The following is a 22,139-nucleotide window of genomic DNA, read 5'->3' as shown; positions in this document are numbered from 1 at the left end:
AATGGTTAATTGAATAAGTTACGTAAGGCAGATCCAGAAGTTCGGGAGGATTTGCAAGGAAGAATTGAGGTTTTCGATCAGAGTATAAGAAGTTTTGAAAAACGACTCAGGGCAGTCGAGAGGCGCCTTTCTATAGAAGCTTCTACTGAACTGCAAACTGACAGATTTTTCTCAGGAAATTTTTCAGGACTTTTTCCGGTGGAAAATGCAGGAAGCATCGCTTCACACTCCCCAATTTTACCTCAGGTTCCATCGGTTTCTCCTGAAGCTTCTATTCGCGGAAATTCTTTTTTTTCGGATTTAGTTCCTTCAGTTTCGGAAGGAAATATTTCAAATTTTGAATTCAGTGCAGTACTTCCTTCGAGCGAGCCTTCGAATTTTTCTACATTTTCCGGGGAAAATTCCTCCGAGATGTCCGGAGCCAATTATAAAATCAAGAACATAAATGAGGTTTTTTCAAGCCTATCCGAAAGTCTCCGTTCCCTTCATGCTTCTCTATCCGAGCTTTCGAATTTTACTCATAACAACCTCAAATCCGAAATCGAAAAACTGGATATGGAGTTCCGTAACCTCAAGGTTCAGCAAGATGCAAAAAGTAAGTATATAATGGAACTTGAGTCCCGTGTAGAAATCCTCGAAAACCAGAATAGGCTTACCCTCGGCTCTATGAAAATTCCTTTTGAGATATCAGGAATTGCCGGGTCTTCAGTGCTTTTTCTTACCGGATTCCTTGTCTGGTCAGGTAGATGGGATGTCATAAAATCTCCTTATTTCTCTGCCGGGCTTGCCGTACTGATGGCAGGAGCCGTTTTCATGAAGTTTTACATGGCCAACCGCAGGAAGAAAGTACTGACAGATAAATAATGAAAAACAGACAAGTTATGAAAATATAGGCTCTACCGTAAAAATTCACTTCAATATTTACTTCAATATTTACTTCAATATTTACTTCAATATTTACTTCAATATTTACTTCAATATTTACTTCAATATTTACTTCAATATTTACTTCAATATTTACTTCATTTTTGAGAGAAAACGGAAGAAGACCCAGAGAGAAAACCCAGAAATGTATCGTTCCCAATTATTTGGTTGATTGTATGTCCAGAGGACCTTATGCTGTTCCCAGCTTATTATCCCGTTTCTGTGAAGTTAAACATGTTAACCCCGTGAACCAAAAAATAATGTAACTATTCAGTCTTGGTAAGACCGCATCAATAACTTCCTTTATTCAGATTCAATTGGTAAATTTCAACGAATTGATCATCTCTAATAAGTATCAAATGATTCTACTTTTTCTTTTTTCATCATTAGTTGCCTGGCATATCTATTACTTCAAAACCAATACGGTCTAACTAATTTTGATGATTAATAGTTACCAAAAAGATATAAATATTATATTATCTACCGCTATATCACTTGCCGATATATCGGGGTACGAAACATGGAAGAAAGCATCGATAATAATAAGATGTGTACAGAAATCAGGCGGGCTTTTCTCAAATATATCGTGCTGAAAATTATTAAAGAGAAACCTACTCATGGTTATGATATCATCAAGACGGTCGAGCGCCGCTCAAACGGGCGATGGACTCCGAGTGCAGGCTCGATCTACCCAATCCTGGAGAAACTTGAGTCAAAAGGTTTCATCCAGAGCGAGGGGATCGAACGCAGGAAAGTATACACGATCACCCCCAGGGGAGTAAAAGGACTGAACCGCATGACACAGGAAAAACTGGAACTCCTGAACGAGATGTCCAGGATCGTCAACAATGTGATTGAAGGCGACGATAACAGTGATGCTAAAGGAAAGGTGGACGATACCCAGGATGTTATGCAGCAGTCTAAAGCGGCACAAGACTGTGATTTCCAGAATCAAGAAGATGAAAACAACAAAAACGGAAGGTAATAAATTGAGTGAAAATCACAAGGGGAAGAGTATTGCATACAAATGGGTTGCACTGTTTAATGTGACCCTCGCATCACTGATGGGCTCCATTAACGGCAGTATTATCCTGATCTCTCTTCCCGCAATATTCAAGGGAATCAAGATGAACCCAATGGCTCCGGGGGCATTCCAGTACTTGCTGTGGCTCCTGATGGGCTTTGGTCTGGTAACGGCTACACTGCTCCTCACTATTGGTCGGCTGGCGGACATGTATGGCCGGGTAAAATTGTTCCGGCTTGGATTCCTAATATTCGCCATCGGTTCAACCCTGCTCTATCTAACGCCTGGCACAGGCAATGCTGGTGCTTTGGAACTAGTTCTTTTCAGGCTCATACAGGCTGTAGGCAGTGCATTCACTATAGCAAACGGCTCAGCTATTATTACAGATGCTTTTCCGGTAAGCGAGAGGGGAAAGGCACTCGGCATAAATATGGTCGCATTTATGTCAGGTCAGTTCATTGGCTTGCTGCTCGGTGGTGTACTGGCTACATACAACTGGCGCTATGTGTTCTTGGTTAACATTCCCTTTGCTGTTCTTGGAACAGTGTGGTCCTACTGGAAGATGAAGGATATTTCGTTCCGGGCATCCAGGACCAGTCTCGATATTGTAGGAAACTTACTTTTTGTCGGCGGGCTGACCTCGCTTCTGATCGGTGTCACTTATGCCCTGATGCCTTACGAGCATAATGGTATCACCGATGCAATGGGCTGGAACAACCCCTGGGTAATGACAGTTCTAGGTATCGGAATCGCATTGCTGATTGCTTTCCCGTTTGTCGAGAGCAAGGTGAAGAACCCAATGTTCAAGCTTGAGTTTTTCAAGATTAGAGCTTTTGCCTATGGATGTCTCGCCAGTTTTACTGCAGCTATTGCACGAGGTGGTGCCATGTTCATGCTTATTCTTCTGCTACAGGGTATCTGGCTGCCACTTCATGGTTACCGCTTTGAGGAAACGCCGTTATGGGCAGGAATTTATATGTTACCTATGACTCTCGGCTTTATGATCATGGGACCGATTTCCGGTATGCTCTCGGACAAGTATGGGCCTCGATGGATCGCCACTATAGGGATGACTATCGTTACATTTGCCTTCATCGGACTCTCGCTGCTTCCCTATAACTTTGATTACTGGGAGCTAGGAATACTGATTTTCTTCATGGGTATTGGGAATGGTATGTTTGCCTCTCCTAACAGCTCATCGATAATGAATTCTGTGCCACCTCAGAACAGAGGTGTCGCGTCGGGCATGTTGTCCACATTGGCGAACTCAGCCAATACCCTGAGCATGTCCGTATTCTTCACCGTTGTGATTGTGGGAATTCAAAAAGCTTTCCCAGGTGCAGTTAAGGCTTCGTTATCCAGCTTTGGGTCTGAACAGGTTATCCCTGCTGTGCAGCAGCTCGCCAGTTATCTAGCCAGTATGTCACCGACCAACGCTTTGTTCTCTGCTTTCCTGGGCTACAACCCTATGGATTCAGTTCTGAGCTCTATGAATTCGAGTATTGTTGGCTCAATACCGCAACAAATCGTGACCACACTGACAAGTAACTACTGGTTCCCGCAGACATTACAGCAGGCATTCATGCCAGCGTTGCGGATTTCGTTCATAATCGGAGCTGTACTCTGTGGTATAGCTGCCGTGCTGTCGGCAATGAGGGGACAAAGGTATGTGTACGAAGCTCACAGCTCGGTTAGTAATGTTAACAAAGGTGATCTTGCAACAGTAGAGGAAACACATTCCTAATTTTTGGCATACTGGATAAGGATTATTGCTGTAATAAGCATAAATAAAAAGAGAATACGGAGAACAGAAAATACGGAGAACATGAAGTACGGAGAAATAATGCAGAAGCAAGATCCAGTATCCTTCTTGCCTCAGGCTCTTCCAGCATAAATCTGTCCAGATAGGGTCCTTCCAAATCAGTACTAAATCTAAGGGCATACAATGCTTATTTTAGATGATAGGTATGCATTTAGAGTTTCCCCAATTAAGGTACACTCTAAAAATCAATTTTTTAGATAAACAATCTATAATACTCTTTTAAATCAAGAAAAAATTGAGATAAATACTTTATTCGTTTACAATTTATATTTATTTATAAATAAGGCATCTGATGTCATTTTTATCCATACAAAATTCAATGTTAAAAGTAAGGAAAAATCAACGTTTAATTTACCAATTAAAGTACTTAAATCATTTAAACAGCAAATAGATCATTTAATGAATGTACCTTAACTGGGGGAGGGCTGACACTACATTACATTTGGCAAATAAGGTTTAATATTCCTTAAAAAACTAATCATTTTTCAAGGGGGCTAATATCCAGAGCAATTTAGCTCCGAATCACCTTCAGAAAATAATCGCTGGTGAAATCTCTGTATCCTTCTCTCATTACCTTTATCTTAATGTATCCTTCAGCTTTTCCCGGAGGCAGTTCGGGATTTGAAATTTTCAATATTACATTTCCTTCGAGGTCGGTAACGCCTGAATAGGCTTTCTTCCTATCCGGACTCCAGGCAATTACATTTGCGCCCCTTATACCGCGATTTTCGCTGTCAAACACTTTTACAGGCAAGCTGAGGTTTGTTTCCGTATTACTGCCTCCTTCAGTAGAAGGTAAGAAAAGTACACTCATATTTGCTGTAGCATACATAGGTTTTGGAGGAGTAGGGGCATTGCTAAGGGCCGTAAGAATCGTGCAAAATCCTATAAGACCCACAACAGTAAGCACGACAATCCTTATTGGAAGCCCCAGAGTTCCTGCTTCGTTGTGTTTGAATTTTTCACGCAGCATGTACGGCTCCTCCTTTCAATTTTACTTTTGGAAGATGCACAATTACCTGGTCTTGATTATCATTACAGCATCTTTTTTCTCGTAGTCATAAAAACCATCGGCCACAATATTCAGGTCCATTGTCCCTTCGTTCTGGTTAGGGTCAAGCCTAACCTCTGCACCTTGCGGAGTTGTCAGGTAAGTGAAACCATTAGCATCCGTAGTATTTGATGCTGCTCCACCAAGCCCTCTCAGAATAACGTTTGCGTTTCTTACAGGATTTCCATCGCTGTCAGTTGTCTTTACAACTACGGTTATTGTAAAAGGATTTTCTGCAGTACTGGCATCAACTATTATTGAGTTTCCGTTCTCAAGGGTGCTTGCACTAAGCCCTGCAGATTCCACAAATACCGACATGTCCTTTGTCGGGGTCGGCATGATCGAAATGAGTGTTGCAAGGGCAACCATCCCGACAACGAGCATTACAACGATATTAATCGGGAGTTCCATGGCTTTCTCATCATGTTTGATAAATTTAAATTTCTTCATAATCTCACCACTCTCAATAATTTCACTAAGTAATTAGCACAAGACATTATTAATATTTTGTTACAGATCTTTTGGTATATCTTAAAGATTTAGAATAAGCGAAGAATGGAAGCCTAGTAGAAAATTCGATGTTATAACTCGGATCCTTGAAAGCCTGGACCTGAATATATCTCTGAGTTTAAAAAGAAAGATGGGATGTAACTATCCCGCCTACCAAAAAAAATTGATAGATATTGATTTTGACGAAAACAAGGAGTTAAATAACTGCCTGATGAACGACGAAAAACGGTATCAATCACCGACAATTGGATAAAATTTATTTATGTAAATTTGTACATTGAATCATGATCTCGTCATGTATAATCAACATGTATTCAATCGCCTATTTATAGCCAGGTGCCGCTCTCGATAGCAGAACTTCTTGATGTGTTCCTTAAAAACTGTATATTTATATAGTTCTTTAACCATAATTTACTTATTATTGTAGAATAAACTTAACAATCAGAAACGAGGAGAAACAGTTTTTTGGCTCAAGAATGCTCTGACGACTCAGACGAATCAGATCGTAACCGTAGTTTCTTGTGTTTTTTAGGACTGCATGAATGGAAGCGGAAAAGCGGGGCATTGTTCTTTTTGCCAACAGTGCTCGAAAAACGCTATGAATGTGTACATTGTGGCAAATACAAGGTGACTTTTGAAAGGGAGAATAGCTCTTACAGTCTTCCTGCGGGGAGGTCTTAACTGCAAAAGATTTTACAATCCCTTTATATTTTGTCTAATTTTTTCTTTTCATATTTTCATATTTTATCTTTCTTTTAATTGGTTTCCTTCTGTCCTTCAATGATCTTCGTGCTGTACTTTTCGTTATGCGTAAAGTTAATCTATCTTAACTTAGTTTGTTAAAGCTATGAAAAGAATTGTGATTCTCGATTACGGGCTTGGAAACCTCCGCAGTGTTCAAAAAGGGCTTGAACACGTCGGATCAAGTCCCGCAATCTCAGGGGATCCTGGGGAAATTCTTGCCGCAGACGGTTTAATTCTCCCGGGCGTTGGCGCTTTTGTGGACGCGATGAAGTGCCTTGACCCCATCAAAGGGACTATAGAAGAATACGCACGGTCAGGCAAGCCGATGCTCGGGATCTGTCTTGGACAACAGGTTCTCATGAGTTCTTCGGAGGAAGGAAAGCTTACTGATGGGCTGAACCTTATTCCCGGAAAGGTGCTGCGCTTTCCAAAATCCGAACTAAAGGTGCCTCATGTTGGCTGGAACAATATTAAAATCAAGCAGGACCACCCTCTATTTGAAGGGATTCCTGACAACTCTTTCGTATACTTCGTCCACTCTTACTATGTGGACACAGCATCTGAAAACACCCTTGCATCCTGCAATTATGGGCTGGACTTTTCAGCTTCTGTCGTAAATTCTAAAGGTAATGTTATGGGTACCCAATTCCACCCTGAAAAAAGTGGAGCTATCGGGTTGAAGATTCTGAAAAACTTTATAGACATGTGCTGAAAGGATTTCTCTAAAAAGTTATCCCTTGTGCCCAAATCATTTTTTCATTTTTTCCGGATTATTAGTTCTGATTCCTACACACTTTGCGATGAGCATCTGAAATCAACAGGCTATCCCAAATTAGGACTACTTCAAATTAATGAACTACTTCAAATTAATGAACTACTTCAAATTAATGAACTACCTCAAATTAATGGACTACCTCAAAATAACAGATTATAAAAATAGACTGATACTTTAATGCCAAACTATTCCTGCCCTGCTATATTTCAGGGCAGAAAGATCCGCAAGAGATGGTTACTATGGATATAGAAGGCTACGCAAAACGGGCTCTCAGGGAGGACCCCTCAAACGAAGCAGGGCTTGAAGCAAAACTGGCTTCAAGAATTCTTGAAATTAAGCATATAAGTTTGGAAAAAGCTCATGAGATCGCGGCTGCGGTCGTTTGTGAGGCAAAAGCAACACTTGATGTGAAAGGAGACGTGTTAAGCCCCACTGTCTCAGGAGTTTCAATGGGAGAATTCGGGGTAGGTTCCAGAGGTACAGGGGACTTTTACGTTCATTCTAAGCTTGGAGAAGTTATAGGCAAGACAGGTGCTGTTGTAGATAGCTCCCAGCTAGACGACTCTGGAGTTGTCAAAATCGGTGAAGACTACCTTGTGGTTACAATTGACGGGCTTCATTCTCGCCTAAGTGACTTTCCTTTTCTCTCGGGCTTTCACGTAGCTCGGGCAGCTCTACGTGACATATATGCTATGGGAGCTCGACCCCTGGCAATGCTCTCCGACATTCATGTAGCAGACGACGGGGATGTAGCAAAGATCTTTGACCATATTGCAGGAATAACCACGGTCTCTGAACTTACCGGAATACCTCTTATTACAGGAAGCACGCTTCGAATCGGCGGGGACATGGTCATAGGTGAACGCATGACAGGCGGGGTTGGAGCTGTAGGCATAACCTCTTCTCTTACCTCGCGGAACCGGACTGAAGTAGGAGACCTTATCCTCATGACTGAAGGCGCAGGTGGGGGTACGATTTCCACAACCGCGCTTTACTATGGGATGCATGAGGTTGTGGAGGAAACCATTAATATCCGTTTCCTAGAAGCCTGCGAGGTCCTGTTGCAATCCGGACTACATAAAAAAGTACATTCGATGACCGATGTTACGAATGGAGGAATTCGGGGCGATGCCAAGGAAATCTCAAAGACCGCAAGGGTAAAACTGGTCTTTGAAGAAGAAAAGCTAAGGGCTCTTGTGAACCCAAAGGTGCTTTCAATGCTTGAAAGCCTGAAAATCGACTACCTTGGAGTTTCTCTCGATGCCCTGCTCATAATTGTTCCCCCTGCATATGCTGATGAAATCCTTAATACCGTCAGAGCTTCAGGTATTAAAATTGATGTCATAGGGCATGTTGAGGAAGGAAACGGAGCTGAAATCTTCTTAAATGGCGAATGCAGAGACTTCACACCAAGATTTAGAGAGTCTGCATACACACCAGTTAAAAAAGTTCATGGAGAAGGGAATCCCAGAGATTTCGAAGAAATGAGAGCAGCAATTGATAAGGCTGCGCTTGAAGCTATTGAAAAGAAACAAAAAGTACTCGAAAAAATAAGAAGTAAATAAAGCCTTTTGAAAAAAGATTTAGCGAAAATGAGGAAAATTGCGTAATCGAAGGTAAAATCAAAAACCTTTAAAAAAGCCTTTTAAAAAAAGGCTTTAATGAAAAGTAAAAGAAAAAAGAAATTGAACCGGAGAAGAGGGAATAATTACATTTTTTTCTTTACTAAAAGGGTTTCCCTTATTTTTCCAGTGATTTCGACCTCTACATTCGGTTCAATTTCCTCTTCTGAATGAGCTTTCCAGTATTCTCCTTTATAGCGGACAAAACCTGTCTTTTGAGGCCCTAAAGGATCTATGGTTTCGGCAGTTTCTCCTATAAACTCTCCAATAACCGGTTTTTTCTTTCTGATCTCTGTTACTTTATAGATTGCAAAAACCAGGAACAATCCGAAAACAACCGTAGGGGCAACAACCGTCAGGGTGAGAACCTTTCGAAACTCGGGGGTGTAAATATTTTCGCTTCCCATGGGTACAAGGAGTATACTTCCTATTATGAGGCTGATGAGACCCGCAAACCCGAATATCCCAAATCCGGGTACTTTAATCTCAATGATCAGAAGTCCTATTCCTAAAAGAATGAGGAAAATTGCCCCTATATTGATATCAAAACCTGTTCCTATCAACCCGAGTGCAATTGAGATGAGTCCAAAAACTTCTGCTCCGGCTCCCGGACTTGAGATCCCAAAAATTAGCCCATAAATTCCCAGGGTCAAAAGAAGGGAGGAGATAATCGGGTTTGAAATCAGCCCTAAAAGGGAGAGAGAAAATGGAGGTTCATAGTTTTCTATTCCTGCATTTTCGGTTTGCAGGACTTTTCCTTTTACCTCCTGCCCGTCAATCTGTGTCAGCAAATTTGGAATAGAAGGAGCTACATATTCTATTACGCCAGCCTGCAGGGCTTCTTGCGCGTCGAGATTTTTATTTTTCGTTATGACTTCTTCTGCAAAGGTCTCGTTTCTCCCGTGTTTACTGGCTGTTGCAACCGAAAACTTGACAAGGGCATTTATTATTTTCTCCTCTGTTATGGGTTTTGTTCCTTCCACAGACATCTGAACGGGCTGAGCTGATCCTATAACCGTGAAAGGCGCCATTGCAGCAATATCTGTTCCCATGAGGATGAGAGTCCCGGCTGACCAGGCTCTACCACTTTCGGGTACATACCCGATAACAGGCACGCTCGCATTCTCAATTGCGCTTATGATTGTTTGAGTTTCATCCAGACCTCCACCTGGGGTATTCAAGCTAATTACAAGAGCCTCAAAATTTTCATTTTCAGCTTTTTCTATCGCATCTGCTATAATATCATCTGAAGCCGGTGTAATAGCCCCGGATATTTCAAGCACAAGTACTTTCTGTTGAGGTCCTGCATCCCCAGAGGGTATAGAAACGGCTATGAGGATGAAACACAGGAATAAAATAAAGAAGAAATGCGGACCTCTTTTTACAGACATGGTTATCGGCCTTTTCTTGCTCATCCATTTCCTTCAGTTCTTTTTGCTGTTGTAATCCTTTTTATGCTTATTCTTGCCTTTGCTGCTCTTTTCTTTCCGCAATAGATGTAGATAAAGCCGCTATATTTCCGGTTTCAAAAGCCTGGGACTGAGTAACTACTATGAGGTTCTTTTCCCTGGAAATCTCGGCTAAAGTTTGCAGTTCTCTCAATTTAATTGCTGCCGGTACTCCTTCATAGGAAGTTGCAGCTTCTCTCATTTTCTGCGCAGCCTGAGATTCTCCTTCCGCAAGGATAATCCTGGCACGCTTTTCTCTTTCGGCTTCAGCCTGTTTGGCAATTGCTCTCTTCATTGTATCAGGCAGGGAGACGTCTCTAATTGTGACTCCTGTAACCTTGATACCCCAGGGATCGGTATACTTGTCCAGAAGCTCTTGAATTTGCTTATTAATATTTTCTCTTTCCGAAAGCAGCTCATCAAGTTCCATCTGGCCCATAACGTCTCTTAGAGTAGTCTGTGAAAGGGTAGAAGTTGCAAACATGTAATTTTCAACCTGAGTTATGGCAGCTCCAGGTTCTATGACCTTGTAATAAACAACCGCATCCACTTCAACCGTGACATTATCCCTAGTAATTACGGCCTGCTTGGGTACATCGATCGCAACAACTCTTAGATCTATTTTTAAAGCTCTATCGACAATTGGGATAATCAGAAAAATTCCTGGACCTTTTACACCACTGAGGCGTCCCAACCTGAAAATAACTACTCTCTCATATTCGTTAACCATTTTTATTGATTGTGAGAGTATTAATATTACAACTAATAATACAGGAATGTAGATTTGACTGGTAAAGATGCTCATAATTTTTGTGACCTCTCATTCCATTAATATTTAGATTAGACATAATAATAACTAAGTATTCTTTATACAGAGAATCAATAATAAACTTTCTATAAAATAAGTATTAATCATTCAAAAATTTTGCACCCTGCATTCTACAACCATCTGAAAAGTTATATTATTATTATTGTATTATTATTTATTATTACTTCCTTCTCCAGATTCTCAATTGAATTCACTTTTCAGATTTTGACGATATCGGAGAAGGAAATAAATGTCAAAAATGCAGATGCCTGATTGGATGAAACTATGAAGAAACTGCGAGAGACTCATTCTGATAAATAGTTGTCTCTGAAAACACTTATATTTGGAACATCGAAAATATAAAACATGGAAAAGTGAGTAAACAGAGAAAAAGAAACAGAATGATATTGATTTTTGGCCCTGATACGGCCACAAAGTTTGATCAGTGTACTTAAAAGCTGACAATAAGAACGAGAAACACTGTCAGGTTTAGAAACGTATTCTGAGCCACAAACAGTAGGTCAAGAAAACGCAGGTTCGGAAGAACCATTGGTGTTGATATTAATGATTAAAGAATGTCCAGACTGCCACGGGCGTGGCTATAAAGTTGTTTCAACTGAAATCTGCCCTCAGTGTAAGGGCAAAGGTAAATCAAAATCAATTGATTTCATGAAAATGTCAGAAAAAAATCTTGACAGCATTTTAAAAAATGGTGCTGAATGTGGGAAATGTAAAGGTACTGGAAGTATTGAAGTAACAACTCCCTGTAAAACCTGTAATGGTCTTGGGAAGATATACACATGCAAGATTTGTGGAGCACGTATTGAGAAACCCCAGGACCCCAATCAAGAAGTATGCGAATCCTGTGCCAATTCTCAGTATGTTTATGCCCTTGATGAGTCCTGCGACCTTAAAGACGTGGAAGCAGGAAAACTTTACCACGGAGTAGTGAGCAGTAAAGCTTCTTTTGGGGCCTTTGTCGACCTTAACCCTCATGTAAGAGGACTTATGCACTCTAGCAATATCGTTGTTCCTCCTGAAGTCGGGGATTCCGTGATTGTTCTGGTAAAAAGCATCAAAGCCGGAGGAAAGCTGGATCTGATACCAAAAACCATTAAAAAATACGAAACCGTCGAGGTTGAAAAGGAGCTTCCACTCAAGAATTCAGCCGAAATCGACCCAAGTATGAAGGGCAGGCTCCTAAGAATAGAAGGAGAAGTAATTCAGGTAAAGCAGACCAGTGGTCCCACGATTTTCACAATTAGTGATGAGGGAGGCTTTGTGCCCTGTGCAGCCTTTGAGAGTGCAGGAAAAAGGTCCTATCCGCATATTGATGTAGGAATGATTGTTTCCATTACCGGAGAAGTGACTCTGCGAGATGACCAGATCCAGATCGAGGTCATGAGCATGAAATTGCTGACAGGAGAGAAGGAAGCAGTTGTCAAGGGCAGAGTTGAGAGAGTAATTGACGAAAAAGCAACTCCTGCGGATATTCCTTTCCTTGTCAAAAGCGAAATTATGGAGAAACTTAAACCCAGGATGCTCCATGTTGCAAAAGAAATCAAAAAAGCTATTCTCCATTCAACCCCGATTATTCTAAGGCATCATGCCGATGCTGATGGTATTACCTCGGCAATTGCAATTGAAAGGGCTATCCTGCCCTTGATTACGGAAATCGGGGGAATGGATGCGGAATATTACTTCTACAAGCGTGCCCCGTCTAAAGCTCCTTTTTATGAACTTGCCGATGTTACGAGGGACATTTCGTATGCGCTTGAAGACCTTTCCAGGCACGGGCAGAAAATGCCGCTTATAATTCTCGTAGACAACGGATCAACCGAAGAAGACGTACCTTCAATGCGGCAGGCCAAAGTATATGGAATCGACATGCTTGTTATTGACCATCACCATCCGGATGATATTGTTGACCAGTACCTGATAGGGCATGTAAATCCTGCGCATGTAGGAGGGGATTTCGGAGTTACTGCCGGAATGCTCTGTGCTGAAGTCGCTCGTATGATCAATCCCAATATTAGCGATACAATAAAACATCTCCCAGCGGTTTCAGCAGTAGGAGACCGTTCAGAAGCTCCGGAAGCTGAAAGATATATTTCTCTTGTCTCGGACCGTTACACCCTTGAAGAGTTGAAGGAAATGGCTCTAGCTCTGGATTATGAGCAGTTCTGGCTGAAATTCAGCAGTGGAAAAGGCCTTATCGACGATATTCTGGACCTTGGGGATCATGAAACCCATAAAAACCTTGTTTCCCTGCTGTGCGAACAGGCAAATACCATGATCCAGGACCAGCTTGAGACCTGCCTCTTTAATGTCAAGTCTCAAAACCTGGCAAATGGAACCATCATGAACGTGATAGACGTTGAAAACTACGCCCATAAATTCACCTTCCCGCCACCAGGAAAGACCTCAGGAGAAGTTCATGACGTGCTTACCAAAAAATATCCGGATAAACCCGTGGTAACCATTGGATACGGCCCTGATTTTGCGGTTATCCGCTCAAAGGGTGTGCTCATGAATATTCCGAAAATCGTCAGAGAACTGCGGGAAGAAATAAAAGGTGCAGGCGTCAGCGGAGGAGGACATCTTGTCGTTGGCAGCATTAAGTTTGTAGAAGGGATGAGGACCGAAGTACTATCAAGGCTTGCCGAGAAAATCGGATCTGCAGAGGTCGAATATTAAAGGGCTTAAATAGCCTCTTTCCTTCCTTTGCTTCTATTCTGGATAGAAAGATTCTATTTTTTAATAGTCTATTTAAGATATAAAGTTTTTAAGATATTGAGTTCTCAAAAAGTTATAATCTTAAAACATGTCTTCACAAGAGTTTTAATTTTTATACAAAATATATTTAAAAATTACTCCGCAGACTATTTTTCATAAAATAATAAAGACAATCTTAATTAAACACTAATTATAAAAAATACTGCAAGTTCTGGGAAACCTTTCACTTGGAAAGGCTCCCATACAAAAGAGTTATTAACAGTTTATCCTTGCTTTGTTTTAGTCCAGGCGTACAATCCTTACAAGAGACCGGATTGGGACATTAGCAATCATATCTGCGCCTTTTTTATCTACGAGAACTGCTACAGCTCTTGGTTTTGCGCCCATTTCCCGAAGCTGCTCAATGACTTCCATAGTTGTGGAACCTGTGGTAATAACATCGTCTACGATCACACAGTTCTTGCCGGCAACGCCTCCGAAGTTTCTACTTATTGTTCCTTTCTGACCTGGCTGGACTACATCTTGTCCTTTACGGGAATGATACAGGGCAAAATCAGCTCCCAGTTCATTTGCCATCATGCTTGCTAGGGGAATGCCGCTTGCAGCGACACCGACAACAACGTCGACTTCGGCGTTTGTTTTTTCCAGAGTCTCAAGCACCATGTCGCAAAGCGCAAGTGAGATGTAGTGGAGCCGTGTAGCACTTTTTCCGATATTGCTCCAGTTTACGGAAATATCCTTCGGAGCAGGGGCTGCTACTTCTTTTTTCGAACGGGTTAAAAGCCAGGTAACCGTTTCCCTTGAAACATTGAGTTCGTCGGCAATCTGGCCGGTTACAAGCCCGTTACTTTGCAATTCCACAGCTTTCTGGATTAAATCTTCTATGTTCTTCATGCCTCCATTCCCACCTGAATTTTTATCTGGCTGTATTTTTTGGCACTTTATCGGCACTTTTTCGGCACATTTTACAACTTATTAACAACGTTTGCCTCGAATACTGCCTGGAAAACTATATTCAAATGTACATTCTCTCAATTAAAGACATTATTACATTATCAAGCATTATATCTTTTTCTTTAGCTTAAGAGTAACTCTTTTCTTTTCTACTTTTTTTCCTTTTTTTCTTAAGGGGGGAACCACAGATAGGGCAGACATCCCCTTTGTCAAAAGTTTTTTTACAGCCTATACACTGCTTTTGCCAGATAATAATATCCTTTATTTTTTTCTGGGCAATGGGTTTAACCTGAATTCCAAGCTGCACAGCAACGTTCTGGACTGCATAATCATCCGTAAGCAATATGCCCCTATCTTTATATTCAAGAGCTTTTGCGAGGATTTCAAGGTCCGTTTTTGAGAGCTCTTCGGAGTCCCGCGTGTGCTCAGCCATTTTTCGAACTTCTGTTACCATTTCAGGCTCTGGCCATTCCACACGTAACCCTCCTTCTTTTGCAAGATCAAAACGAAGTGCGGAGTCCCTACTTTTCAATTCTTCCGCAACCGAAGGAACGGTAATTATAAGGGAACTGTCCAAGTCACAGTTTCCCATTATAAAAACAGCTGAGTCTGCTATGTAATAGGTCATTTTTCTTCTCTTTTCTCTTTTAGTATATAATTGATTCCCGTCTGGGTCCCGTATATGGAGGACGGTGCCCGTTATGCTAACGTCTTTTGCTCAAGCGGGCTTGAGTTACTCAAAGTTATTCTAAGGTCACGTAACGTCATGATCAACCAGCGTAACGATTGCGGCACAACAGTTACGCTCAAGAGGGTAGTTTCAGGGAAGTTTCAAAACTCTTCTATATTTTTAGCAATATTTGCTTATAATTATTGAATATAATTGAATCGGAAATATGAAGATCATAAGGAACGGCTACTTTCCGTTATGATTAGAAAGCCTGAAGTGTTATCTTCGACTGATTGAATAGATAACAATTACAGTATCAAAGGTGGCCAATGAAATAGCTGTTGGCAATCCATGTAGGGTGAAATGTAAGATTATAGAAATAGATAAAAGTTAGAAGAGATATAAAAATAATTTTAGAGAGATGTTGCATTATGAATAAAAATATACTGATACTTACTGGTAGTCCACGGAATAACGGAAATAGTGACATGCTGGCAGATGCCTTTATGAAAGGAGCACAGGAAAAGGGGCATACCGTAAATAAAATCAAAACGGCAAAACTCAATGTTAGTGGATGTAAGGCCTGTATTATGTGTTGGACAAAAGATGGAACCTGCGTTCAATGTGATGATATGAAAGAAATTGAACCACTAATTGAGAGTGCAGATATGCTTGTACTGGTTTCCCCGTTATATTTCTTTGGGATTTCTGCACAGTTAAAGGCTGTAATTGACAGGTTCTGTGCCTACTGTGTGGATAGCCGTAAAAAATCCCTCATAGTAAAAGAATCTGCTTTAATTATGTGTGGAGCGTGCGATGACGAACGATTTTTCAGCGGTGCCATAGACACTTACAAATATACGGCAGATTATATGAAATGGGAAGACAGGGGTATCTTAATAGCCACCAGCGTATCAGCAAAAGGAGATATTTTACAAGGAGATTGGCTAGATAAAGCGCAAGCTTTTGGCACTAGCATTTAAAGAACTTATCCTTTTCCACAACCCGAGTTTCGCTAACCTAATAGAGTTTCAGGTGTCCGTTATCCTTTTCGCTACGCTTCACTCAAGAGAACTAATTTTTGGGTGAGACATATCCAAAAGTTTTTACCTGCGTATTTGATAAACCCTTTCATCGACAAACCCTTTCATGATTTTGTTGGAAATGATTTTTTTGGAAACATCTTGAAAGGGCTTGAAAATGAAGAAATTTTTATTTAAAACAGATTCGTTTTCCGGATTTACTTAGGGCAAATTTCCTTGAGACCAGTGGCTACATCAGCCAGAAGTTCGACAGGAATTCCCATAATCATTTCTTCCTCTGAGATTTTGGTATATGTCCTGCTGCCACTGCAACCGACTGTGACTCCGATTTTGCCTTCTTTGTATACATTCACAACCCCGTCGGAGCACAGGCTCTGCTTTCCTGCAAAACTCGCTTCAACCCTGCCTCCTGTTTTGTACATTGCAGCCTGTGTAAGTAGCATTATTTGTTTAGGATTACCGATAACAACAACAACATCTGGAATAAATGTGGCTTTTTCCAGAGGAGAGTACAGGATAGCCTCAGTTGAGTGCGGCGGAAGCTTGGGAACTCTTTCAAGGGTACGCCTTGCAGCGCCCTGGGTGCTGAACTGTTTGAGTTTATTAAAATAAAATTCTCCACTTGCGACCTTTGGAGGCATTTCGCCAAGGCCCATTGCACCAGCGCCACCTTTACACATCTGGTCATCGATAAGGGTATAGAACTCCTCACCTGTTCTTCTCACTCTGTCAACCAGCTGACAGTGCCTCATAGCTTCATCTACTTCTTTCATTCCTTCAGGAATTTCTCCTCCTTTCGGGATCAGCTTTACTGCAACAGGAGAAGTCTTCAGTTTCAGACAGTCTACAAGTTCTTGTCCATATTTATTGATCTCTTTTACATCCATGTTCTCAACTCGGGTTTTGAAACTTTTGTTACTCCTAAGATAGTAATACTGTTTTAGTATTTCATAAGTATATTCAAAAGTTGTTTGTCTAGTTGCCTAGTTCTGGGCAAATAAGACATGACAAGTTTTGATCAAAAGATTCCTAAAAGTTTAAGAGTTATCTTATCAGTTACGGGCAAATTCTTGTCAGTTACAGACAAATAGTACATGATAAGATTCGATATAAGTATTCCCGAGTTTATATGTATACAGGTGACATCTCACAGTACTACCTTTTTCGGTAGTTTTTTTCCAGTACTGAAGATCTTCCCAAAAGAACTATAGGGGTTGTATAGAGTACTGAAAATTCATTCCAATTTATCAAAAATAATCTCCATCTTTCCCATGTCTCGAGCGAGATTCTTCGAAATCATGCCATTTTCGAGCCAGCAAGCGTTCATTACTGCTGCCGGGACAAGACAGGTAGGTGTAAGGGGCGCTTCAGCCGATTTCTGGCTAAGAATGTTTTCGGGACCTCCCATAAGGTCTTTCAGTTCCATATCAAAATGTGTACCCCACTTTCGAAGTTTTTTGCATGTGGACTTAATATGTATATGTGTGCTCTTTCCCTCTTTAGTGGCAATTATCTTTGTCTTATGTCCACATATTGTATTCAATGAAATCTCTGTAACCATTGTTATCTCTCCTCGTTATTTCTCCTGAAACGTCGGATCCTTTTTTCAGTTAAGAATTTAAATTGGAAATTAATATTTCAACTTTAACTGTAACAGATTCATTCACTTTAGATTCATTCACTTTAGATTCATTCACTTTAGATTCATTCACTTTAGATTCATTCACTTTAGATTCATTCACTTTAGATTCATTCACTTTAGATTTATATAATTTTTAGCATATGCCTTTTTTCTTCACCTCCACTTGTGAACTTACTGTCAGATTTTTATTTACAACTCTCTTTAATCTAATCTCCTTTTACAGATACAGGCAGAATGTAAAATTGAGTTTTATTCCAGCTGCCTGATCGTAAAGTTCTTATACGATTCTATTTGTATTGATTAGTCCATAGCAAATATGCTAATTAGGCACTCCTGCTAATAAATTAATATATAATCAGAGCATAAGCGATAATTATGCTTACCCTGACACGATCACCAGGCCAGGATAATCAGGATTACAGTATATTTACAATCGGAAAGTACAGAATTACAATAGTAAAATACATAAATAATCATTAAAGATAAGCATTGATTATAATTTCAATACACGATGAGGTTTTAATATGAGATGGCAAGGTAGCTCCAGAAGAAAAGTGACCGGTGGGAAAGTTATTGCTGCCCGCGGAAAGCGCAAGTTTGAAATGGGCCGCGAGTCTGCAGAAACCCGTATAAGTGAAATAAAGAGGAAAAACGTTCACACTATGGGAGGCAACAGGAAGGTAAGACTTCTTCAGTGTGATATTGCAAACATAACCAATCCTAAAGATGGAAAAACCACTTCTGCTCCCATTGAAACAGTTCTCGACAACGCTGCAAACAAGCACTACATCAGGCGTAACATTCTGACGAAAGGCTCAGTAATAAGGACTCCTCTTGGAACCGCTAAAGTTACAAGCAGACCAGGGCAAGACGGAGTTGTAAATGCTGTATTAATTGAATAAATAAAATATAATTTATCCCCGAGACAAAAATTGTTTGTCAAGTTCCCTTAACTTTGTGCCGGTGACCAACATGAATGAAAAGATTCGACATATACTGGAAATTCTTGAGAATGATGCACGAACGAGTCCAGAGGAAATAGCATCCCTTACAGATATGTCTGCAGAGGAGGTTTCCCAGGCAATTACAAAACTTAAAGACACCGGAGTTATCCGGCACTACAAAACCATAGTTGATTGGGATCTGGTCGGGGAGAACTATGTTTATGCCGTTATTGAGCTGAAGGTTACTCTCGAGCGCAATCAGGGCTATCAGGCAATTGCAGAAAGAATCTACAAGTTTCCGGAAGTCAGGTCAGTCAGGCTCCTATCTGGAAATTATGACATATCCCTTACTGTCCGGGGAAAATCGATGAAGGACGTGGCTTTTTTCGTAGCAGAGAAAATTGCAACCCTTGATCAGGTACAGAGCACTTCAACCCACTTTGTACTGAAAACTTATAAAGAAGATGGGGTCATCCTTCATGAACCTGAAACGATTCAAAGGCTACCAGTATCATCTTGATACTAGCCGGTTCAGAACCTGAAATCCCTATCCGATTTTATATTTCATAATACTTATATACTTTTTACAGGGTGTTTTGCTTGAGACCTTCATGTGATCCTTCTAAGTTTGTTGCCGACGTTGTGAAAGAAATTCCTCCTTCGGGAATACGCCGTTTTTTTGATCTGGTTTCCGGACTTGAAGATGTAATCTCCCTTGGTGTAGGAGAGCCTGACTTCATTACTCCGTGGCATATCCGTGAGATGTGTATTCATTCTCTGGAAAAAGGGCAAACCTCATATACCTCAAATTATGGTCTTCCGGACCTCAGGAACGAACTTGCCAGAACTTATTACAGGCGTTATGGCCTGGATTATGACCCTTCATCCGAGATACTCATCACAACAGGTGTGAGTGAAGCTCTGGACATAGCAGTAAGGACAGTGGTCAACCCTGGCGATGAGGTTATTATCGTCCAGCCCTCCTATGTGGCATATGTACCTTCTGTTATTCTTGCAGGAGGCAAGCCAGTTATCGTTGCCACCCACAGGGATGATGAGTTTAGCCTGACTGCAGAAGCCCTCAAACCTGCAATCACGGACAAGACAAAAGCAATAATTCTCAACTTCCCAAGTAACCCTACAGGAGCGATCATGAAACAGGAAGGCCTCGAGGATATTGCCGACCTGGTTGTGGAGAATGATCTGTTTGTTATCTCGGACGAAGTTTACGAGTGCCTTACCTATGAAGGCAAGCATGTTCCGATATCTTCCCTTGATGGCATGAAAGAGCGGACTGTTATGCTTAACGGGTTTTCCAAGGCTTATGCAATGACAGGGCTAAGGCTCGGTTTTGCAATGGGTTCTCCTGAGATTATACATTCAATGATGATGATCCATCAGTACTCCATGCTCTGTGCTCCTATAACGGCTCAAATCGGAGCAATTGAAGCACTCCGTCACGGTAAAGATGAAATGGAGCGGATGATCCGGGAATATGACCGACGCAGGCACTTTATTGTCAGAGGCTTTAACAGGATAGGGCTTGAATGCTGCAACCCTAAAGGAGCATTTTACGCTTTCCCCTATATAGGAAATACCGGACTCTCTTCCTCTGAGTTTGCAGAGCGCCTTCTGGATGAAAAGAAAGTCGTTGCAATCCCAGGAGATGCCTTTGGAGAGGCAGGTGAGGGCTTCCTGCGCTGCGCCTACGCAGCATCCATAAATGACATCAGAAAAGCGTTAGACAGAATGGAAGACTTTGTGGATGGTTTGAAGCAGTAAACTCAGCAAGGGCTCCCATCACTTTTCAAATTTTCCATCGAATCTTATTTTATTCGGGTTTCTTCTTATTTTATTCGGGTTTTTTTGTCAACCTGTTTTTCATCATCTGCTTTATTTTTTAAAGTTCGATGGAACTTTTTGTCTTATTTGCTTATTCGATTATTTGCTTATTCGATTATTTGCTTATTCGATTATTTGCTTATTCGATTATTTGCTTATTCGATTATTTGCTTATTCGATTATTTGCTTATTTTTGCTTACCTTTGATTACTTTTGATTACTTTATTCGCGTCCAATTCAATTTTGGAGGACACTTCTCAAACTCATAAAGCTCTGCAGATTCCGAAGTTAGTTAACTATATATACAATTTCCAGGCTCAATTAGCTTGACGTTTATGAAACCCATTATTCCTGAAGATGAGCGTTCTAAAGAACCTCTTGACACTGATAGGGTAATTTACCACCCGGATATGATAAGGGCTAATGAATGGGTCCTGAACGAATATGAAGCTCCGTATAGGGAACTATGTATTTTTGTTCCCTGTGCCAAAAGGAAACCCTATCATGAAAGTCCCTCTCACAAAAAATTCGATCGAATAATCTTCGGGATTGCAAAACCTGAGGATGTACATATAGTAACCTTCGGAACCTGTGGAATTACCCCCAGGGAACTTGATACGCAATACCCATTCATGCATTACAGCTTTATGATGGGTAAATGTAACGTGGCAAAGATCAAGCGAGATTTCATAAAAATGGAAAGTGAAAGACTTGCTGCTTATCTTGAAAAAACACGGGATAATTACAAACACAGAATAGCTTACTGTATTGGTGATTTTCGAACTGCAATGGAAAAAGCCGTCGAAAGGGTTGACATAGAAGTTGATATTGTCCCGAAGGAGTCTACAATCCAGACTATGCTCCAGCCTGAAAAGCCCTTTATTTACAACAGCCTCTCAACCAGAGAATACCTTCAGGACTTATCAGACGCGATTACAGATGCTCTTAAGCTTCCAAAGAGAAAAGTCGGACTTAAAGAAGATCTATCGGTTGATGACGCTGACTGGTATGTCCTGTAAATATTGAAGGTATGTCACGTAGCATTATTGGAAAGCTGCATTGTAGCATTATTGAAAAGCTGCATCTCTTCCATACATTTTTTAAATTTCAGTATAAAAGTCAGGAAATATAAAAAGAAGATTTTTACTAAAGAATTATAAGAAAATATGTATGCAATCAGTCATTTTCAGTTCCTGAGTTTTCTCCGACAGAGAGCATAAGCTCTCCATAGAGCAGCTTTTCCAGAGTTTCGGCTACATACTTCCTTTGCTGGTATTTCTGGAGATCCTCATGCATCCTGAGGTCAGAGTCAACCTGGACTCTTACGAGCGCGAAGTGAAATGCTTTTTCATTCTTAATCGGCGCGGTATAGAAAGCTTCCAGCAGGTAAGGGAGTTTGAGGGGGTCTTCTATAACTTCACTTAAAAGCAGCATCTCTTCAGGAATATCCTGATAATGTGAGGATATATCTTTTTTTCCGGTAATAAGTTGCAGGTTTTTTTCTGAATATTTTTTTTCAAGGATAATAATTTCGCCAATAATACTTTCCCACCTCTTACTCAAACTAAATTTCGGGTCCC

At 40.8% G+C, this 22,139-nt stretch carries 20 protein-coding genes and 1 pseudogene; 12 read left to right on the top strand and 9 right to left on the bottom strand.

What is annotated here, in order from left to right:
* Positions 1–9: 9 nt before the first annotated feature.
* From MSBRM_RS04660 to MSBRM_RS22015, 4 genes and pseudogenes are all read left to right on the top strand, one after another.
* On the top strand, positions 10–864 hold the full coding sequence (locus tag MSBRM_RS04660) for a hypothetical protein (protein ID WP_048119441.1): 855 nt from the start codon (positions 10–12) through the stop codon (positions 862–864).
* A 580-nt stretch (positions 865–1,444) separates the two neighbouring features.
* Positions 1,445–1,909, top strand: a complete 465-nt coding sequence (locus MSBRM_RS04650) for a PadR family transcriptional regulator (protein ID WP_069575305.1) — start codon at positions 1,445–1,447, stop codon at positions 1,907–1,909.
* Positions 1,800–2,498, top strand: a pseudogene (locus MSBRM_RS22020) (MFS transporter); the annotation flags it as partial. The gene MSBRM_RS04650 and the pseudogene MSBRM_RS22020, both read left to right, overlap by 110 nt.
* 177 nt (positions 2,499–2,675) lie before the next feature.
* Positions 2,676–3,692 (top strand): MFS transporter, encoded by a 1,017-nt coding sequence (locus MSBRM_RS22015; protein WP_394298324.1) that lies wholly within the window; start codon positions 2,676–2,678, stop codon positions 3,690–3,692.
* A 589-nt stretch (positions 3,693–4,281) separates the two neighbouring features.
* Here MSBRM_RS22015 and MSBRM_RS04640 read toward each other — a convergent pair.
* On the bottom strand, positions 4,282–4,743 hold the full coding sequence (locus MSBRM_RS04640; protein ID WP_048119450.1) for a carboxypeptidase regulatory-like domain-containing protein: 462 nt from the start codon (positions 4,741–4,743) through the stop codon (positions 4,282–4,284).
* 42 nt (positions 4,744–4,785) lie between these two features.
* Complete coding sequence (locus tag MSBRM_RS04635; protein WP_048119453.1) at positions 4,786–5,271, bottom strand: Ig-like domain-containing protein; 486 nt, start codon at positions 5,269–5,271, stop codon at positions 4,786–4,788.
* A 907-nt stretch (positions 5,272–6,178) separates the two neighbouring features.
* Here MSBRM_RS04635 and hisH point away from each other — a divergent pair.
* Together hisH and MSBRM_RS04625 are read left to right on the top strand one after the other, a co-directional pair.
* Positions 6,179–6,787: an imidazole glycerol phosphate synthase subunit HisH gene (gene hisH, locus MSBRM_RS04630; RefSeq protein ID WP_048154833.1), complete on the top strand. Its 609-nt coding sequence runs from the start codon at positions 6,179–6,181 to the stop codon at positions 6,785–6,787.
* A gap of 302 nt (positions 6,788–7,089) precedes the next feature.
* The gene (locus tag MSBRM_RS04625) at positions 7,090–8,415 is read left to right on the top strand and encodes an AIR synthase-related protein (RefSeq protein ID WP_048119463.1); all 1,326 of its coding nucleotides are present in this window, start codon (positions 7,090–7,092) and stop codon (positions 8,413–8,415) included.
* A gap of 143 nt (positions 8,416–8,558) precedes the next feature.
* On the opposite strand, the gene MSBRM_RS04620 is transcribed toward MSBRM_RS04625, so the two are convergent.
* Both MSBRM_RS04620 and MSBRM_RS04615 read right to left on the bottom strand, forming a co-directional pair.
* A complete protein-coding gene (locus MSBRM_RS04620; RefSeq protein WP_176722133.1) occupies positions 8,559–9,887 on the bottom strand; it encodes an NfeD family protein in 1,329 nt (442 codons plus the stop codon).
* 43 nt (positions 9,888–9,930) lie between these two features.
* The gene (locus MSBRM_RS04615; RefSeq protein WP_048119466.1) at positions 9,931–10,725 is read right to left on the bottom strand and encodes a slipin family protein; all 795 of its coding nucleotides are present in this window, start codon (positions 10,723–10,725) and stop codon (positions 9,931–9,933) included.
* 567 nt (positions 10,726–11,292) lie between these two features.
* Here MSBRM_RS04615 and MSBRM_RS04610 point away from each other — a divergent pair.
* Positions 11,293–13,425 carry a DHH family phosphoesterase gene (locus tag MSBRM_RS04610; RefSeq protein WP_048119469.1) on the top strand — a complete coding sequence of 711 codons (2,133 nt, stop codon included), beginning with the start codon at positions 11,293–11,295 and terminating at the stop codon, positions 13,423–13,425.
* 318 nt (positions 13,426–13,743) lie between these two features.
* On the opposite strand, the gene MSBRM_RS04605 is transcribed toward MSBRM_RS04610, so the two are convergent.
* The gene (locus tag MSBRM_RS04605; RefSeq protein ID WP_048119473.1) at positions 13,744–14,358 is read right to left on the bottom strand and encodes an orotate phosphoribosyltransferase-like protein; all 615 of its coding nucleotides are present in this window, start codon (positions 14,356–14,358) and stop codon (positions 13,744–13,746) included.
* A 187-nt stretch (positions 14,359–14,545) separates the two neighbouring features.
* Positions 14,546–15,046 carry an NOB1 family endonuclease gene (locus MSBRM_RS04600; protein WP_048119476.1) on the bottom strand — a complete coding sequence of 167 codons (501 nt, stop codon included), beginning with the start codon at positions 15,044–15,046 and terminating at the stop codon, positions 14,546–14,548.
* A gap of 473 nt (positions 15,047–15,519) precedes the next feature.
* On the opposite strand from MSBRM_RS04600, the gene MSBRM_RS04595 reads away from it, so the two are divergent.
* The gene (locus MSBRM_RS04595) at positions 15,520–16,071 is read left to right on the top strand and encodes a flavodoxin family protein (RefSeq protein ID WP_048119480.1); all 552 of its coding nucleotides are present in this window, start codon (positions 15,520–15,522) and stop codon (positions 16,069–16,071) included.
* 257 nt (positions 16,072–16,328) lie between these two features.
* On the opposite strand, the gene MSBRM_RS04590 is transcribed toward MSBRM_RS04595, so the two are convergent.
* Together MSBRM_RS04590 and MSBRM_RS04585 are read right to left on the bottom strand one after the other, a co-directional pair.
* Entirely contained in the window at positions 16,329–17,018 is a 690-nt protein-coding gene (locus tag MSBRM_RS04590; RefSeq protein WP_048119483.1) for a DUF169 domain-containing protein, read from the bottom strand.
* A 347-nt stretch (positions 17,019–17,365) separates the two neighbouring features.
* Positions 17,366–17,692 carry a DUF6951 family protein gene (locus MSBRM_RS04585; RefSeq protein WP_048119486.1) on the bottom strand — a complete coding sequence of 109 codons (327 nt, stop codon included), beginning with the start codon at positions 17,690–17,692 and terminating at the stop codon, positions 17,366–17,368.
* A gap of 605 nt (positions 17,693–18,297) precedes the next feature.
* Between MSBRM_RS04585 and MSBRM_RS04580 the strand changes: the two genes are divergently transcribed.
* From MSBRM_RS04580 to MSBRM_RS04565, 4 genes are all read left to right on the top strand, one after another.
* Positions 18,298–18,675, top strand: coding sequence for a 30S ribosomal protein S8e (locus tag MSBRM_RS04580; RefSeq protein WP_048119489.1), 378 nt, complete (start codon positions 18,298–18,300; stop codon positions 18,673–18,675).
* Between the two features lie 70 nt (positions 18,676–18,745).
* Positions 18,746–19,237, top strand: coding sequence for an Lrp/AsnC family transcriptional regulator (locus MSBRM_RS04575; RefSeq protein ID WP_048119492.1), 492 nt, complete (start codon positions 18,746–18,748; stop codon positions 19,235–19,237).
* An 80-nt stretch (positions 19,238–19,317) separates the two neighbouring features.
* Complete coding sequence (locus MSBRM_RS04570; protein ID WP_048119495.1) at positions 19,318–20,499, top strand: aminotransferase class I/II-fold pyridoxal phosphate-dependent enzyme; 1,182 nt, start codon at positions 19,318–19,320, stop codon at positions 20,497–20,499.
* A gap of 395 nt (positions 20,500–20,894) precedes the next feature.
* Positions 20,895–21,578: a DUF5591 domain-containing protein gene (locus tag MSBRM_RS04565; protein WP_048154828.1), complete on the top strand. Its 684-nt coding sequence runs from the start codon at positions 20,895–20,897 to the stop codon at positions 21,576–21,578.
* A gap of 157 nt (positions 21,579–21,735) precedes the next feature.
* Here MSBRM_RS04565 and MSBRM_RS04560 read toward each other — a convergent pair whose 3' ends face one another.
* On the bottom strand, positions 21,736–22,122 hold the full coding sequence (locus MSBRM_RS04560; protein ID WP_329957105.1) for a hypothetical protein: 387 nt from the start codon (positions 22,120–22,122) through the stop codon (positions 21,736–21,738).
* Positions 22,123–22,139 lie beyond the last annotated feature (17 nt).

This window comes from Methanosarcina barkeri MS (assembly GCF_000970025.1).
GTDB classification, from domain to species: Archaea; Halobacteriota; Methanosarcinia; order Methanosarcinales; family Methanosarcinaceae; genus Methanosarcina; species Methanosarcina barkeri.
Note: the sequence above shows the minus strand (reverse complement) of the source record. Positions and strands in the feature narration are given on the sequence as shown.